We start from the raw sequence: 17,708 nt of genomic DNA on the forward strand, positions 1-17,708 counted from the left end.
TCACTGTTGTGGTTGTTGAACTTGTGGATTTTGTGGCGTTGGTTGTACTGGTTGTGTCGGTTGACCAGCTTGACCAGCTTGTCCTTGGTTAGGATCAGTTGCTGGAGCATTATTGGGTTGTTGTCCAACCGTCGAACTTGCCTGTGTAGTTGTACTTTCAGCTGTTGTAGAGGAATTCTCTACTATTTGCGTTTGTTGTGAACTTTGTTGTGTAGTTTGATTATTCCAAGTATTTTTTGTACTATTTTTGAAGATAAATTCGCCATTTCGGAACAGGCCATCTGGCATCGTCCAATCTTCAGGTTGCTCATCTTCTGATAAATACGATATCATTGAGCGATAAACCTTGGCAGCAACTAGGAAACCATCTCCAACTATTGGAGTAAAACGGTTTGAGTATCCAGTCCATACAGCCATAGAATACTTAGGAGTATATCCTACAAACGATTCATCTGGAGCTACGTAACCAGTGTTTTTGACATATTTTTCGATTTCTTCATCAGTATAGTTAGAAGTACCAGTCTTACCAGCTTGTGGAAGCCATGGTAGGTAGGCACCACGTCCGATACCATAAACTAAGACTGTTTTCATCATTTCGGTCATCATATAGGCTGTAGTCTCTTTCATAGCTCGTGTACCGGCATCAGAAAATTCTTTTTCACTACCATCACTGAAGACTATTTTATTGATATACATTGGTTTATGGTAAATACCACCATTAGCAAAGGCTGCGTAGGCAACTGCCATTTTTTCACTACTTGCACCGTACTGTTTGTTGGATTCAGTTGTGTTACTTGAAATGGCGTTTGCATAATACATGCTTGGATAGTCGATACCAAGACCATTAAGGAAGGTTTTAGCTCTATCTAGACCGACCTTATTCAAAGTCTCAACGGCTGTGACATTTCGTGATTGTTGAAGAGCATACTGGATTGTAATGTTTCCAAAGTAGCCATGATCCCAGTTGTAGAGTGGAGTATCAGTGCCAGGATAGTTATAAGGAACATCATGTACAATAGACGCAGTAGAGTCATAGACTCCATATTCTAAAGCGGGAGCATAGTCAGTGATTGGTTTCATACTAGAACCCCAGTCACGATTGGTTTCAACGGCTTGGTTGATTCCGAAAGATACATTACTTGATTGGTGACGGGCACCTAACTGAGCAATGACTTTACCATTTGTTACATCCACGACCGTAGATGCGACTTGCAAATCATCGTCAGGGTAAGAGACGTATTGATCGGAGTTGTAGATATCCCACAGACGTTTTTGAGCCTCTTGGTCTACATTTGTGTAGACATCCATCCCAGTAGTTAGAAGGTTATAGCCAGTTTCTTGTTCGACTTGGTCGATTACTTCTTTGAGGTAGTTGTCCATATAGGCTGGATAACTATTGGCTGATTTCAAGCTCTGGAGACCATCAGTGATAGGAGTATTAATTGCTTTTTCATACTGTTCTGCACTGATATACTTCTGTCCCTTCATTTCTGAAAGTACCAAGTTACGACGCTCTAGAGCAGCTTCTGGATGGGAATATGGATCATATTGGTTTGGTGCTTGAGGCATTCCGGCTAGGAGTGCTAACTGTGGCAAGCTTAAATCCTTCAAGTCTTTTCCATAGTAATTTTCGGCTGCGGTTTGCATTCCATAGTTACCGTTAGACATGTAGACTTTGTTGATGTAGTAGGTCAGGATTTCTTGCTTGGTTGCTTTTTGCTCTAATTGAACGGCTAGCCAAGCTTCTTGGGCTTTACGTGACAAGGTTTGATCGGCAGTTGAAGTAGAGAAATAAGTTAATTTAATCAATTGCTGAGTCAAGGTTGAAGCCCCTTGGAGCCCTCCTTTCCCTTGGAGGTTTCTCAATGCCGCCCCCATGATACGGATGGTATCAATCCCCCTGTGGTCGAAGAAGCGATGGTCTTCGATAGAAACGATTGCCTTAACCAAATCTGTGGGAATATCATTAGCTTGGGCATTGACGCGGCGTTCAGAACCCAAGTCAGCAATGAGTTGATTTTTATTGTCGTAGATTTTACTAGAGGTTGTTGCAACTAGTTTACTCTCGGATAGGCTAGGAGCCTTGCTAACATAGTAGAAAAAAACTCCTCCGCCTAAGACAATGGCTGCGATAACCAAGCTTAAGAAGCTAATGCTCAGATACTTGATTAGGCGCAGAATCGTTGGTTTGTTCATCTTGTTTTACCACCTAATAAATGTTCTTTGATAACATTGAGATAAGGAATTTGAGGGAAGGCACCAGCCTTGATTTCATATCCATATTCTCGAATATATCCAAGTGGCATTGATTTTTGTCCCTTATCTTGATGATAGAAGCGAATCAAATCGAATGCCGGCAATAAGTAGGTTTCTTGCTGAGAAGAAAAGTGAAGAAGGACAAAGCAGATTCCTTGTTGGGCAAGGACTTGTTCCATATGCTGAATCTGATGTGGATGAAAATTTTTCATCGGAATCGCACGTTTTTGTTTTGTTTCCTTGGCTTCAAAGTCGATGTAATATCCATTATAAACGCCAGAATAGTCCGTCGTTGAAGCTTGTCGAAAATAGGCTTCAACAATCTTGGCACGACTTCGTTGTGGATAGTCCACTCGTACGATTTGAATAGGGGTTGGTTTCTTGTGTATAACAGCCAAGCCCTGAGACAAATAGTAGTCGTTGGTAGCATTGATCATCTTTTCAAAAGACATTCCTCGATTTGCGAAATTTTTGGGTTGAGAAAGAGATGGTTGTCTTTTTTGTGATGAAAGTTTATGTGGATAGTTGACCATAATTCTCCTTATTGGTACAATAACATCACTCTATTATACCATAAATTTGCACAGAAAGGGTTAAAAATGGCTACAGTTTTGGTTTTAGGCTATTCTGCTTTTGATTTGGGTTTGTTTTCTGACAAGGATCCTCGTCTTAAATTGATAAAAAAAGCAATACGTAAAGATTTAGAGGCTATGGCAGCAGATGGGGTGTCTTGGCTTGTATTTACAGGGACTTTGGGTTTTGAATATTGGGTTTTAGAGGTTGCTCAGGAGATGAAAACCGAGTACGGTTTCCAGTTGGCGACCATTTTTGCTTTTGAAACCCATGGGGAAAATTGGAATGAAGGCAATCAGATGAAACTGAGTCGTTTTAAGCAGGTAGACTTTGTCAAATATGCTTATCCTCGCTATGAGCACAAGGGGCAGTTAAGAGATTACCAGCAGTTTTTGCTGGAAAACACGACTAGTTCCTATCTTTTTTATGATGAAGAAAATGAAACGAAACTAGCTTATTTTTACCAAAAGATGAAAAATCAAGAGGACTATTTTATAAAGAGATTAACATTTGATCAATTAAATGAACTTGCTGAAAATTTTTCCGAAAATTGAAGCTTTGACCTTGATTTTTGTTTGCCTTTTTTTATATAATAATACTAGCAAGCGAGAATGGAGAGAGACATGGCAAGTATTATTTTTTCAGCAAAAGATATTTTTGAACAAGAGTTTGGACGTGAAGTACGAGGGTATAGTAAAGTAGAAGTTGATGAGTTTTTAGACGATGTCATCAAGGACTATGAAACCTATGCTGCCTTGGTCAAGTCACTTCGTCAGGAAATTGCGGATTTGAAGGAAGAATTAACTCGTAAACCGCAAGTGAGTTCGGCTCCAAGTCCTAGTCACCCAGATCCAATTGATGTGGCTGCTTCATCTTCTATGACGAATTTTGATATTTTGAAACGCTTGAATCGTCTTGAAAAAGAAGTATTCGGTAAACAAATTTTAGACAATACTGATTTGTAATTCAGGTCTTGTTACATGCAATTTTTGGATAATCGCGTGAGGAGAATTGCTTCTCATGAGGAAAGTCCATGCTAGCACAGGCTGTGATGCCTGTAGTGTTTGTGCTAGGCGAAACCATAAGCCTAGGGACGAGAAATCGTTACGGCAGTTGAAATGGCTAAGTCCTTGGATAGGTCAGAGTAGGCTTGAAAGTGCCACAGTGACGGAGTCTTTCTGGAAACAGAGAGAGTGGAACGCGGTAAACCCCTCAAGCTAGCAACCCAAATTTTGGTCGGGGCATGGAGTACGCGGAAACGAACGTAGTATTCTGACTGCTATCAGCTGTAAGCTGTTAGTGGTAGACAGATGATTATCGAAGGAAGTGGTCCTAGTCACTTCTGGAACAAAACATGGCTTATAGAAAATTGCATATAGGTTGGGGCTGAGAAATTTTCTCAACCTCATTTTTTAAAGTGGACATATAGAAAGGTCTTGCAAGACTGTAACATGAAAAAAGAATTTAATTTAATTGCAACTGTAGCAGCAGGTCTTGAAGCTGTTGTGGGACGAGAAGTGCGAGAGTTGGGCTACGATTGTCAGGTTGAAAATGGTCGTGTTCGTTTTCAAGGAGACGTGAGAGCTATTATCGAAACCAACCTCTGGCTTCGCGCAGCAGATCGTATCAAAATCATCGTAGGAACGTTCCCAGCTAAGACTTTTGAAGAACTGTTTCAGGGAGTTTTTGCTTTAGATTGGGAACATTATTTACCACTCGGAGCTCGTTTCCCGATTTCAAAAGCCAAATGTGTTAAGTCCAAACTTCACAATGAGCCAAGTGTACAGGCTATTTCTAAGAAAGCTGTTGTCAAGAAATTGCAGAAACACTATGCTCGCCCAGAAGGGGTTCCTTTGATGGAGAATGGCCCAGAGTTTAAGATTGAGGTCTCTATTCTCAAAGATGTGGCAACTGTCATGATTGATACGACAGGGTCTAGCCTCTTTAAACGTGGTTATCGTACCGAAAAAGGGGGAGCCCCTATCAAGGAAAACATGGCGGCAGCCATTTTACAACTTTCTAACTGGTATCCAGACAAGCCTTTGATTGATCCGACCTGTGGTTCGGGGACTTTCTGTATCGAGGCTGTCATGATTGCTCGAAAGATGGCACCAGGACTTCGTCGCTCTTTTGCCTTTGAGGAGTGGAACTGGGTCAGCGAACGCTTGATTCAGGAAGTGCGTACAGAAGCAGCTAAAAAAGTGGATCGTGAGCTGGAACTGGATATCATGGGCTGTGATATTGATGCTCGCATGGTGGAAATTGCTAAGGCCAATGCCCAGGCAGCTGGTGTTGCAGGAGATATTACTTTTAAGCAGATGCGCGTGCAGGATTTGCGTTCCGATAAAATCAATGGTGTGATTATTTCCAATCCGCCTTACGGGGAGCGTTTGTCAGATGATGCAGGGGTGACCAAGCTCTATGCTGAGATGGGGCAAGTATTTGCACCACTGAAAACTTGGAGCAAATTTATCCTGACTAGTGATGAAGCTTTTGAAAGCAAGTATGGTAGCCAAGCAGATAAGAAACGTAAGTTATACAACGGAACCTTGAAAGTGGACCTGTATCAATATTTTGGTCAGCGTGTCAAACGGCAAGAGGTAAAATAGAAAGGGATACTCATGAGTAAGAAAAGACGAAATCGTCATAAAAAAGAAGGTCAAGAACCGCAATTTGATTTTGATGAAGCAAAAGAGCTAACAGTTGGTCAAGCTATTCGTAAAAATGAGGAAGTGGAAGCAGGAGTCTTGCCTGAGGATTCCATTTTGGACAAGTATGTTAAACAACACAGAGATGAAATCGAAGCAGATAAGTTTGCGACTCGCCAATACAAAAAAGAGGAGTTAGTTGAAACTCAGAGTCTGGATGATTTAATTCAAGAGATGCGTGAGGCTGTAGAAGAGTCAGAAGCTTCTTCGGAGGAAGTTCCATCTTCTGAAGACATCTTACCACCCTTGCCTCTGGACGATGAGGGGCAAGGATTGGATCCTCTATTGCTAGAGGATGAAAATCCAACAGAAATGACTGAAGAAGTGGAAGAGGAGCAAAACCTTTCTCGTCTGGAACAAGAAGACTCAGAAAAGAAAAGCAAAAAAGGCTTTGTTTTAACCGCTTTGGCGCTTGTATCAGTGATTATCTGTGTCAGTGCTTATTATGTTTACCGTCAAGTGAATCGCTCGACCAAGGAAATTGAAACTTCTCAATCAACTACAGCCAATCAATCGGATGTGGATGATTTTAATACACTTTATGACGCCTTCTACACAGACAGCAATAAAACGACTTTGAAAAATAGCCAGTTTGATAAACTGAGTCAACTTAAGACACTGCTTGATAAACTGGAAGGTAGTCGTGAACACACGCTTGCCAAATCGAAGTATGATAGTCTAGCAACGCAAATCAAGGCAATTCAAGATGTCAATGCACAATTTGAAAAACCAGCTATTGTTGATGGTGTTTTGGATACCAATGCTAAAGCCAAATCGGATGCTAAATTTACAGATATTAAAACTGGAAATACGGAGCTTGATAAAGTGCTAGATAAAGCTATCAGCCTTGGTAAGAGCCAGCAAACAAGTACTTCGAGCTCAAGTTCAAGTCAAACTAGTAGCTCAAGCTCTAGTCAAGCAAGCTCAAATACGACCAGTGAGACAAGCCCAAGTAGCTCAAATACTGCCTCAAATGAGACTAGAAGTTCTCGTAGCGAAGTCAATATGGGCGTATCAAGTGCAGGGGTTGCTGTTCAAAGAAGTGCTAGTCGTGTTGCCTATAATCAGTCTGCTATTGATGATAGTAACAACTCTGCTTGGGATTTTGCGGATGGTGTCTTGGAACAAATTCTAGCGACTTCACGTTCGCGTGGCTATATCACTGGAGACCAATATATCCTTGAACGTGTCAATATCGTTAACGGCAATGGTTATTATAATCTCTACAAGCCAGATGGAACCTATCTCTTTACCCTTAACTGTAAGACAGGCTACTTTGTCGGAAATGGCGCTGGTCATGCGGATGACTTGGACTACTAAGCAGTCGTTACAAAATTCTTTCTTTTCAAAAGTAAAAATGATAAAATAAAACAAATCAAACAAGAGGAGTGTCAAATGACAAAAGCTAACTTTGGTGTCGTAGGTATGGCCGTAATGGGTCGTAACCTTGCCCTTAATATTGAATCTCGTGGTTACACAGTTGCTATTTACAACCGTAGTAAAGAAAAAACTGAAGATGTAATTGCTTGCCATCCTGAAAAGAACTTTGTACCAAGCTATGATGTTGAAAGTTTTGTAAACTCAATCGAAAAACCTCGTCGTATCATGTTGATGGTTCAAGCAGGACCTGGTACAGATGCTACTATCCAAGCCCTTCTTCCACACCTTGACAAGGGTGATATCTTGATTGATGGAGGAAACACTTTCTACAAAGATACAATCCGTCGTAATGAAGAATTGGCAAACTCAGGTATCAACTTTATCGGTACTGGGGTTTCTGGTGGTGAAAAAGGTGCCCTTGAAGGTCCTTCTATCATGCCTGGTGGACAAAAAGAAGCCTATGAATTGGTTGCGGATGTTCTTGAAGAAATCTCAGCTAAAGCACCAGAAGATGGCAAACCATGTGTGACTTACATCGGTCCTGACGGAGCTGGTCACTATGTGAAAATGGTTCACAATGGTATCGAGTATGGTGATATGCAATTGATCGCAGAAAGCTATGACTTGATGCAACACTTGCTAGGCCTTTCTGCAGAAGACATGGCTGAAATCTTTACTGAGTGGAATAAGGGAGAATTGGACAGCTACTTGATCGAAATCACAGCTGATATCTTGAGCCGTAAAGACGATGAAGGTCAAGATGGACCAATCGTAGACTACATACTTGACGCTGCAGGTAACAAGGGAACTGGTAAATGGACTAGCCAATCATCACTTGATCTTGGTGTGCCATTGTCACTCATCACGGAGTCAGTATTTGCTCGCTACATCTCTACATACAAAGAAGAACGTGTACATGCTAGCAAGGTTCTTCCAAAACCAGCTGCTTTCAACTTTGAAGGAGACAAGGCTGAGTTGATTGAAAAGATCCGTCAAGCCCTTTATTTCTCAAAAATCATTTCATATGCACAAGGTTTTGCTCAATTGCGTGTAGCTTCTAAAGAAAACAACTGGAACTTGCCATTTGCGGACATCGCATCTATCTGGCGTGATGGCTGTATCATCCGTTCTCGTTTCTTGCAAAAGATTACAGATGCATACAACCGTGATGCAGATCTTGCTAACCTTCTTTTGGATGAGTACTTCTTGGATGTTACTGCTAAGTACCAACAAGCAGTGCGTGATATCGTAGCTCTTGCAGTTCAAGCTGGTGTGCCAGTGCCAACTTTCTCAGCAGCTATTACTTACTTTGATAGCTACCGTTCAGCTGACCTTCCAGCTAACTTGATCCAAGCGCAACGTGACTACTTTGGTGCCCACACTTACCAACGTAAAGACAAAGAAGGAACATTCCACTACTCTTGGTATGACGAAAAATAAGTAGGTCTGCCATGGGGAAACGGATTTTATTACTTGAGAAAGAACGAAATCTAGCTCATTTTTTAAGTTTGGAACTCCAAAAAGAGCAATACCGAGTTGATCAGGTTGAGGAGGGGCAAAAAGCCCTCTCCACGGCTCTTCAGACAGACTATGACTTGATTTTATTGAATGCTCGTCTGGGGGATATGACAGCCCAGGATTTTGCAGACAAGCTGAGTCGGACTAAGCCAGCTTCAGTCATCATGGTCTTGGACCATCGTGAAGAATTGCAAGACCAGCTTGAGACAATCCAACGCTTTGCCGTTTCTTACATCTATAAACCAGTTATTATTGAGAATCTGGTAGCTCGTATTTCAGCGATTTTCCGAGGTCGGGACTTCATCAACCAACACTGTAGTCAGATGAAGGTTCCAACGTCTTACCGCAATCTGCGTATGGATGTAGAACATCATACCGTTTATCGTGGCGAGGAGATGCTTGCTCTAACACGCCGTGAGTATGACCTTTTGGCTACTCTTATGGGAAGCAAGAAAGTTTTGACTCGTGAGCAGTTGTTGGAAAGCGTCTGGAAGTATGAAAGTGCGACAGAGACCAATATCGTGGATGTCTATATCCGTTATCTACGTAGCAAGCTTGATGTAAAAGGTCAAAAAAGCTACATTAAAACAGTACGTGGTGTTGGTTACACCATGCAAGAATAGAAAAGCAGTTGCAGTTATGTAACTGCTTTTTATATGAGTTCTTTATATGTTGACATGCGATTTTGTATTTGCTACAATCAGTTATGGAGGATAGGTCTAATGAAAATAATAAAAAAATTGATGCCAATCGCATTAGCAGTCTTTTTCTTCGGTTTACTAGCAACAAGTGCAGTATTGGCGGATACTACAGGTGGACAGTTTGTTGATAAGGATAATAGAAAATATTATATAAAAGATGACCATAAAGCAATCTATTGGCATAAAATAGACGGTAAAACCTACTATTTTAGTGATAGTGGAGAAATGGTAGTCGGTTGGCAATACTTAGAAATCCCTGGGACAGGTTATCGTGATGATTTATTTGATAATCGACCAGTTTTCGAAATTGCCCTTCAACCGAAGTGGTACTACTTTGGACAAGATGGGGTGCTACAAGAATTTGTTGGATGGAAACAATTAGAAGTTAAGGATTCGTCAAATGTTGGTAAAAAATATGGTGAAGGCTTTGAAGGCCCAGAAGTTCTTAAATTAGCAAATTATTACTTTGATCAAGATCATTCTTTAAAAACAGGTTGGCTTTATGATCAGTCTAACTGGTATTACTTAGCAAAAATAGGTTATTCAGGGAAAGACTACCTTGGGGGTGAAAGACGTGCGGGTTGGATCAATGATAACTCAACTTGGTACTATCTGGATTCAACAAGTGCTGCAATGCAAACTGCTTGGAAATACCTTGGTAATAAGTGGTACTATCTCCGTTCATCGGGGGCCATGGCGACGGGTTGGTATCAAGAAGGATCAACTTGGTACTATTTAGATGCTGAAAATGGTGATATGAAAACGGGTTGGCAAAACCTTGGTAACAAGTGGTACTATCTCCGTTCATCAGGAGCTATGGCAACAGGTTGGTTCCAGGTCAATGGCAAATGGTACTACGCTTATAGCTCAGGTACTTTGGCAGTAAATACGACTGTAGATGGCTATTCTGTCAATTATAATGGTGAATGGGTTCGATAAATAATGATAGTATTTTGTAATTTGAGATAAATTTTAAGTAAGAGTGCAGCTTCACGAAGTGATACTGGATAAAAAGTTTTTAAAATCAGAAAACCGCATATTATCAGGCGTCAAAAAAATTGGCAAAACCTTGATAATATGCGGTTTATTGTGGAAAGATTTACTTATTTACTTATTTTTAACAAAATTGAGTTTTTGCCCAGTTTTACATGACATGTTTTAGAAAAAGGTATATAATGTTAGTGTAATATCAAGTGTTTTTTTGAAAGCACCATAACAATTACAATTTTAGGCTTAAAAATCGAACCTTCTTTAAATACTTAAATATTTAAGGGGGGGTATAAGTACCCATTTGTAAAAAAGAAATGAGGTTGAAAATGAACTTTAAGTCAAGAAAATGTGAAGAAAACGGGAAAAAAGTTTTACGCTATTCTATTAGAAAGCATCATTTGGGAGTAGCTAGTGTAGCAGTAGCTTCGGTGTTGTTTTTTGCAACTGGTGTGGCGACTGTTCAAGCGGATGGACCAGGAGCAGGCGAACCAGTATCAGGCACACCAGCCCCACCAAGTACACCAGGTTCAGCAAGTACAACAAGCACACTAGGCACTTCTGGTGCTGATACTGGTGACACAGAAATAGAAAATACCAATACAAATACAAATATAGATACAAATACAGCTGCATCAACTGAGAGTAATGGAAACTCTCTTCAAGGAGTACCTGGTGCAGCGGAAGTAAGAAATGGAAATGATGTGCTTGGTACAACGCTAGGTAGTGATAGAGCTGTACCAACAGATATTAAGCCAGAGGATAGCGATGGAGCAAGAAATAATGAGGAAAAACCTAACTATGCTGGTAAAGTAACCCTTATGAAACAGTGGAATGTAGATGCAAATGATCCTACTATTAGAGAAGATATAGATAAGACATATAAGACGGGAGAAGATAAGTTAGGAAGACCATTAGTTAACTCTAGTACTGCCAATACTTTTCTTGGTTGGTCTGACAAACCTTCAGTAAATGGGAAAATCGCAGAAGGAGCTAGATTATTTTCACCAGAAGATACATTAGCAACAGCCTTTCCAAATGGTTTAAAACCTGATTCAAAGCTATATGGTGTTTACACAAGCTTTACCGAGAACGAAGAGCCTGTCCCAACGGATAGTAGAAGAAATATGATTCTTTTCAATGGGTTAGATAGATTCAAAATTAATGCTAACAAAGTTAAAATTGATACTAAGGTAGAATCGGATGCTGTATTACCAAATACTAAGTTGAGCAAAGCAACAGAAGATGAAAATAATACACGTACTATCATTGATAAGTATAACCCGGAAAATAATGATACTACAAAAGTGAACGAAGTGGTTCTAAAAGCTGAGTTTGAAATGGATGATACTACAGCTATGACTGTATATAGAAATCCTGATGCAAGAGGAGCGGGTCCTGTTTTATCAAACACATACAAAAATAATAAATTTAAAATAGATGAAACTACAAAGACTTACACATATGTAGACTTGAATGTGAATTTAGACGAGGATTTAGTTGTTCCAGAAAAACTATATGCAGAATTTAATGGTTATTCATGGAGACCTTTATATGCTCTTGGAATTAAGGATGGGAAGAAAGAAATCCTAAATGTGTATTCAACATCTGAAAAAAATTTAGGAAATGACAAAAATAGCTTTAATTCATTAGTTAGTAATACAGATCCTAAAATTACATTTGGTGTTGAGACTAAAGGTTACAATAATATTACATTTAGGATGATTCTTAGATCTTTAAACGACAAGGATAGTAATAGACCAGAAGGTGAACGTAATGAACGTATCGCTGAAAGTGCAATAAAACCAGATGAAGGTAAGACTATCGCTGAAACTATTATGCGTAATATGACACTTAAAACTCTTTCATCAACAGAACTTAAAAAATTATTCCCTGGTAAGAGTGACGAAGAAATCAATAAGATGGTTATTCGTATTGCACAAGATAAAGCCAAAGAGTTAGCAGATTCGAATGGTAAAAAAGTACTAAAAGTAACAGGTACTGTTGAAGGTAATGTTCGCCCTAGTGCAGGTAGCTTGTTTTTCTTTACTTTAGCTAGAAATTTACCTATCAACAAAGTAGCAGCTAATGTTTTAGAGCTAGGTTATGTTCATCCTTATACAGCAAAATATAAGTTCATAAGTGGAACTGTAGGAAAAGATCTGCCAGCAGCAATAGAAGGCTATAAACCAAAAGACTCAAAAACGTATGAAAATACAGCTAATGTAAATGCTATTAAACCAACTACAACAGAGTACAAAGTTGAAGAAGAAGATGGTAAATGGGTATTCAAGAGCTACGATGCAGAAAATAAAGTAGTAAATGAAGCAAATGTAGAGTTTATAGGAACATGGGTATTCGAAGCGAATAAATACGGTGTAACATACAAATTTAGAAGTGGAACAGAAGGAAAAGATCTGCCAAAAGCAATAGAAGGCTATAAACCAACAGACCCAAATCGTTATACAGATAAAGCTAATGTAGGTGCGACTCAACCGACGACTAAAGAGTACGTTGATACAGAAAACGATGGGAAATGGGTATTCAAGAGCTACGATGCTGAAAATAAAATAGTAAATAAAGCAGATATCGAATTTATAGGAACATGGGAATTCGAAGCTAATAAATACGGTGTAACCTACAAATTTAAGAGTGGAACAGAAGGAAAAGATCTGCCAGCAGCAATAGAAGGCTATAAACCAACAGACCCAAATCGTTATACAGATAAAGCTAATGTAGGTGCGACTCAACCGACGACTAAAGAGTACGTTGATACAGAAAACGATGGGAAATGGGTATTCAAGAGCTACGATGCTGAAAATAAAACAGTAAATAAAGCAGATATCGAATTTATAGGAACATGGGAATTCGAAGCTAATAAATACGGTGTAACCTACAAATTTGAAAGTGGGACACCAGGTAAGACATTGCCAGCAGCAATCGAAAACTATAAACCAACAGACCAAAACCGTTATGTAGATAAATCAAATGTAACAACAATTCAACCAACAAAAACAGAGTATGTTGATACAGAAAATGATGGTAAATGGGTATTCAAGAGCTACGATGCTGAAAATAAACAAGTAAATAAAGCAGATGTAGAGTTTGTAGGAACATGGGTATTCGTGGCTAACGCACCGACTCCTAAGCCAGAACCGAAACCAGAGCCTAAGCCAGAACCAAAACCGGAGCCTAAGCCGGAGCCAAAACCAGAGCCTAAGCCAGAACCGAAACCAGAGCCTAAGCCGGAGCCTAAGCCAGAACCGAAGCCGGAGCCAAAACCAGAGCCTAAGCCGGAGCCTAAACCAGAACCTAAGCCTGAACCAAAGCCAGAGCCTAAGCCAGAACCGAAACCAGAGCCTAAGCCGGAACCGAAACCAGAGCCAAAACCAGAGCTTAAGCCAGAACCTAAGCCAGAACCTAAGCCAGAACCGCAACCAACCCCAACTCCAACTCCTTCAGAGAATTGGAATCAAGGAAGTACTGAAGTGCATAAGCGGGATGAACTACCTCAGACAGGTAGTCAACAAGATGAATGGTTGGTAGCTCTAGGTGGTTTATCTATCCTAGGTGCTTTGACGGTATTTCCTAAAAAACGAGAAGAATAGGATATGCTAGAAATCGTTTAAATAATGAAATGATGGAAATATATCCCTATAATGGGAAAAGCGATTGTGAATGGAAACAATCGCTTTTTTTGTGAAAATATAATAAAATAGATAGGAGAGAAGCAATACTTGTATGAAAAAATGAGACGGCTTTTTCGTCTAATAAAAGGAAAATATGACAAAAAAAGTTGGTGTCGGTCAGGCACATAGTAAGATAATTTTAATAGGGGAGCATGCTGTCGTTTACGGTTATCCTGCCATTTCCCTGCCTCTTTTGGAGGTGGAGGTGACTTGTAAGGTAGTTCCTGCAGTGAGACCTTGGCGTCTCTATGAGGAGGATACCTTGTCCATGGCAGTTTATGCTTCGCTTGAGTATTTGGATATCAAAGAAGCCTGCATTCGCTGTGAGATTGACTCGGCTATCCCTGAAAAACGGGGAATGGGTTCGTCAGCTGCTATTAGCATAGCGGCCATTCGTGCGGTATTTGACTACTATCAGGCAGAACTACCTCATGATGTACTAGAAATCTTGGTCAATCGGGCTGAGATGATTGCCCATATGAATCCAAGTGGTTTGGATGCCAAGACTTGTCTCAGTGGCCAGCCTATTCGCTTTATTAAGAATGTAGGATTTACAGAACTTGAGACGGATTTATCTGTCTATTTGGTGATTGCCGATACGGGCGTTTATGGTCACACTCGTGAAGCGATTCAAGTGGTTCAAAGTAAGGGCAAGGATGCCCTACCGTTTTTGTATGCCTTGGGAGAATTGACCCAGCAGGCAGAGGATGCGATTTCACGAAAAGATGCTGAAAGACTGGGACAAATCCTCAGTCAAGCGCATTTACATTTAAAAGAAATTGGTGTCAGTAGCCCTGAGGCAGACTCTTTGGTTGAAACGGCTCTGAGCAACGGTGCTCTGGGTGCCAAAATGAGTGGTGGTGGGCTTGGAGGCTGTATCATAGCCTTGGCAGACAATTTGACACACGCACAAGAACTAGCAGAAAGATTAGAAGAGAAAGGAGCTGTTCAGACATGGATAGAGAGCCTGTGACAGTACGTTCCTATGCAAATATTGCTATTATCAAATATTGGGGAAAGAAAAAAGAAAAAGAGATGGTGCCTGCTACTAGCAGTATTTCTTTGACTTTGGAAAATATGTATACAGAGACGACTTTGTCACCTCTACCAGCCCATACGACAGCTGATGCTTTTTATATCAACGGTCAGTTACAAAACGAGGCCGAGCATACCAAGATGAGCAAGATTATTGACCGTTACCGTCCAGCTGGTGAGGGCTTTGTCCGTATCGATACTCAAAACAATATGCCTACGGCAGCGGGCTTGTCCTCAAGTTCTAGTGGTTTGTCTGCCTTGGTCAAGGCTTGCAATGCTTATTTCAAGCTTGGATTGACTCGGAACCAGTTGGCACAGGAGGCTAAGTTTGCCTCAGGCTCTTCTTCTCGGAGTTTTTATGGGCCACTAGGAGCCTGGGATAAGGATAGTGGAGAAATTTACCCTGTAGAGACAGACTTGAAACTAGCTATGATTATGTTGGTGCTAGAGGACAAGAAAAAACCAATCTCTAGCCGTGACGGGATGAAACTTTGTGTGGAAACCTCGACGACTTTTGACGACTGGGTTCGTCAGTCTGAGAAGGATTATCAGGATATGCTGATTTATCTCAAGGAAAATGATTTTGCCAAGATTGGAGAATTAACGGAGAAAAATGCCCTGGCTATGCATGCTACGACAAAGACTGCTAGTCCAGCCTTTTCTTATCTGACGGATGCCTCTTATGAGGCTATGGACTTTGTTCGCCAGCTTCGTGAGCAAGGAGAGGCCTGCTACTTTACCATGGATGCTGGTCCCAATGTTAAGGTCCTCTGTCAGGAGAAAGACTTGGAGCATTTATCAGAAATCTTCGGTCAACGTTATCGCTTGATTGTGTCAAAAACAAAGGATTTGAGCCAAGATGATTGCTGTTAAAACTTGCGGAAAGCTCTATTGGGCAGGTGAATATGCTATTTTAGAGCCAGGGCAGTTGGCCTTGATAAAGGCTATCTCCATCTATATGAAGGGCGAGATTGCTTTTTCAGATAGTTATCGTATCTATTCGGATATGTTTGATTTCGCAGTGGATTTGACGCCAAATCCTGACTATAGCTTGATTCAAGAAACGATTGCTTTAGTGGAAGATTTCCTTGTTTATCGTGGGCAAACCTTGCGACCTTTTTCTCTAGAAATTCGTGGAAAAATGGAACGAGAAGGGAAAAAGTTTGGTCTAGGTTCTAGCGGTAGCATCGTTGTCTTGGTTATCAAGGCTCTGCTTGCTCTATATGATCTTTCGGTTAATCAAGATCTCTTGTTTAAGCTGGCTAGTGCTGTCTTGCTCAAGCGAGGAGACAATGGTTCCATGGGCGACCTTGCCTGTATTGTAGCAGAGGATTTGGTTCTCTACCAGTCATTTAATCGCCAGAAGGTGGCTGCTTGGTTGGAAGAAGAAAACTTGACGACAGTTTTGGAGCGTGAGTGGGGCTTTTCCATCTTACAAGTGAAACCTGCCCTAGAATGTGATTTCCTAGTGGGATGGACCAAGGAAGTAGCTGTGTCTAGTAACATGGTTCAGCAAATCAAGCAAAATATCAATCAGAATTTTTTAAGTTCCTCAAAAGAAACGGTGGCTTCTTTGGTAGAAGCCTTGGAGCAAGGGAATGCAGAAAAAATCATTGAGCAGGTGGAAACAGCCAGTCAGCTTTTAGAAGGTTTGAGTACAGATATTTACACGCCTTCGCTTAGACAGTTGAAAGAAGCCAGTCAAGATTTGCAGGCTGTTGCTAAGAGTAGCGGCGCTGGTGGTGGTGATTGTGGTATTGCCTTGAGTTTTGATGAGCAATCAACTGAAACCCTAAAAAACCGTTGGGCCGATCTGGGGATTGAGCTTTTATACCAAGAAAGGATAGGACATGACGACAAATCGTAAGGATGAGCACATCCGCTATGCCCTTGAGCAGAAAAGTTCCTATAATAGCTTTGATGAGGTGGAGTTGATTCATTCTTCCTTGCCTCTTTACGACCTGGATGAAGTCAATCTGTCGACAGAGTTCGCTGGTCGAAAGTGGGCTTTTCCTTTTTATATCAATGCCATGACAGGTGGGAGTGAAAAAGGTAAAGAAATCAATCAAAAACTAGCTCAGGTGGCGGAAGCCTGTGGTATTTTATTTGTGACAGGCTCTTATAGTGCGGCTCTCAAAGATCCATCAGATGCCTCTTTTTCTGTCAAGTCTAGTCATCCAAATCTCCTTCTTGGAACCAATATTGGATTAGACAAGCCTGTCGAGTTAGGACTTCAGACGGTAGAAGAAATGAATCCTCTTCTCCTACAAGTGCATGTCAATGTCATGCAGGAATTACTCATGCCTGAGGGAGAAAGGAAGTTCAGAAGCTGGCAATCGAATCTAGCAGACTATAGCAAGCAAATCCCTGTTCCGATTGCCCTCAAGGAAGTGGGCTTTGGAATGGATGCCAAGACCATCGAAAGAGCCTATGAACTAGGCGTTCGAACTGTTGATCTATCAGGTCGTGGTGGCACCAGCTTTGCTTATATCGAAAACCGTCGCAGTGGTCAGCGTGATTATCTTAATCAATGGGGCCAGTCCACCATGCAGGCCCTTCTCAATGCCCAAGAATGGAAAGACAAGGTCGAACTCTTAGTTAGTGGAGGGGTTCGGAATCCGCTGGATATGATTAAGTGCTTGGTCTTTGGTGCTAAGGCTGTAGGACTGTCTCGAACAGTTCTAGAATTGGTTGAAAGCTACACAGTCGAAGAAGTGATTGGCATTGTCCAAGGCTGGAAAGCAGATCTACGCTTGATTATGTGTGCTCTTAATTGTGCCACCATAGCAGATCTGCAAAAAGTAGACTATCTTCTTTATGGAAAATTAAAAGAAGCAAAGGATCAGATGAAAAAGGCGTAA

Annotated in this window: 14 protein-coding genes and 1 other RNA gene; 13 read left to right on the forward strand and 2 right to left on the reverse strand. The window is 40.9% G+C overall.

Translation table 11 applies throughout. The features are described from left to right. Complete coding sequence (pbp1a, locus tag DSY56_RS05485; protein WP_112444348.1) at positions 1–2,196, reverse strand: penicillin-binding protein PBP1A; 2,196 nt, start codon at positions 2,194–2,196, stop codon at positions 1–3. Beyond that, complete coding sequence (recU, locus tag DSY56_RS05490) at positions 2,193–2,789, reverse strand: Holliday junction resolvase RecU (RefSeq protein WP_000248774.1); 597 nt, start codon at positions 2,787–2,789, stop codon at positions 2,193–2,195. The genes pbp1a and recU overlap by 4 nt, the downstream gene beginning before the upstream one ends. 66 nt (positions 2,790–2,855) lie before the next feature. Between recU and DSY56_RS05495 the strand changes: the two genes are divergently transcribed. From DSY56_RS05495 to fni, 13 genes are all read left to right on the forward strand, one after another. Continuing rightward, a complete protein-coding gene (locus DSY56_RS05495) occupies positions 2,856–3,383 on the forward strand; it encodes a DUF1273 domain-containing protein (protein WP_112444350.1) in 528 nt (175 codons plus the stop codon). 69 nt (positions 3,384–3,452) lie between these two features. Continuing rightward, positions 3,453–3,794: a cell division regulator GpsB gene (gpsB, locus tag DSY56_RS05500; protein ID WP_000146532.1), complete on the forward strand. Its 342-nt coding sequence runs from the start codon at positions 3,453–3,455 to the stop codon at positions 3,792–3,794. 20 nt (positions 3,795–3,814) lie between these two features. Then, positions 3,815–4,196: RNase P RNA component class B (gene rnpB / locus DSY56_RS05505), an RNA gene on the forward strand. An 84-nt stretch (positions 4,197–4,280) separates the two neighbouring features. After that, a complete protein-coding gene (locus DSY56_RS05510) occupies positions 4,281–5,438 on the forward strand; it encodes a THUMP domain-containing class I SAM-dependent RNA methyltransferase (RefSeq protein WP_112444352.1) in 1,158 nt (385 codons plus the stop codon). Between the two features lie 12 nt (positions 5,439–5,450). Beyond that, complete coding sequence (mapZ, locus tag DSY56_RS05515; RefSeq protein WP_112444354.1) at positions 5,451–6,857, forward strand: cell division site-positioning protein MapZ; 1,407 nt, start codon at positions 5,451–5,453, stop codon at positions 6,855–6,857. 75 nt (positions 6,858–6,932) lie between these two features. Next, positions 6,933–8,357, forward strand: a complete 1,425-nt coding sequence (gene gndA, locus DSY56_RS05520; protein WP_000158781.1) for an NADP-dependent phosphogluconate dehydrogenase — start codon at positions 6,933–6,935, stop codon at positions 8,355–8,357. An 11-nt stretch (positions 8,358–8,368) separates the two neighbouring features. After that, positions 8,369–9,058: a response regulator transcription factor gene (locus tag DSY56_RS05525; protein ID WP_112444356.1), complete on the forward strand. Its 690-nt coding sequence runs from the start codon at positions 8,369–8,371 to the stop codon at positions 9,056–9,058. Between the two features lie 99 nt (positions 9,059–9,157). Continuing rightward, positions 9,158–10,075, forward strand: coding sequence for an N-acetylmuramoyl-L-alanine amidase family protein (locus DSY56_RS05530; RefSeq protein WP_112444358.1), 918 nt, complete (start codon positions 9,158–9,160; stop codon positions 10,073–10,075). A 377-nt stretch (positions 10,076–10,452) separates the two neighbouring features. After that, a complete protein-coding gene (locus DSY56_RS05535) occupies positions 10,453–13,731 on the forward strand; it encodes an SHIRT domain-containing protein (RefSeq protein ID WP_112444360.1) in 3,279 nt (1,092 codons plus the stop codon). A 175-nt stretch (positions 13,732–13,906) separates the two neighbouring features. Further along, positions 13,907–14,785 (forward strand): mevalonate kinase, encoded by an 879-nt coding sequence (mvk, locus tag DSY56_RS05540; RefSeq protein WP_112444362.1) that lies wholly within the window; start codon positions 13,907–13,909, stop codon positions 14,783–14,785. Next, positions 14,767–15,720, forward strand: a complete 954-nt coding sequence (gene mvaD / locus DSY56_RS05545) for a diphosphomevalonate decarboxylase (RefSeq protein ID WP_112444364.1) — start codon at positions 14,767–14,769, stop codon at positions 15,718–15,720. The genes mvk and mvaD overlap by 19 nt, the downstream gene beginning before the upstream one ends. Beyond that, positions 15,707–16,714 carry a phosphomevalonate kinase gene (locus DSY56_RS05550; protein WP_112444366.1) on the forward strand — a complete coding sequence of 336 codons (1,008 nt, stop codon included), beginning with the start codon at positions 15,707–15,709 and terminating at the stop codon, positions 16,712–16,714. Before mvaD ends, DSY56_RS05550 begins: the two co-directional genes overlap by 14 nt. Beyond that, on the forward strand, positions 16,698–17,708 hold the full coding sequence (fni, locus tag DSY56_RS05555) for a type 2 isopentenyl-diphosphate Delta-isomerase (RefSeq protein ID WP_050141812.1): 1,011 nt from the start codon (positions 16,698–16,700) through the stop codon (positions 17,706–17,708). The genes DSY56_RS05550 and fni overlap by 17 nt, the downstream gene beginning before the upstream one ends.

The sequence above is a fragment of the Streptococcus sp. 596553 genome, from assembly GCF_900411395.1.
Lineage (GTDB): Bacteria > Bacillota > Bacilli > Lactobacillales > Streptococcaceae > Streptococcus > Streptococcus mitis_BA.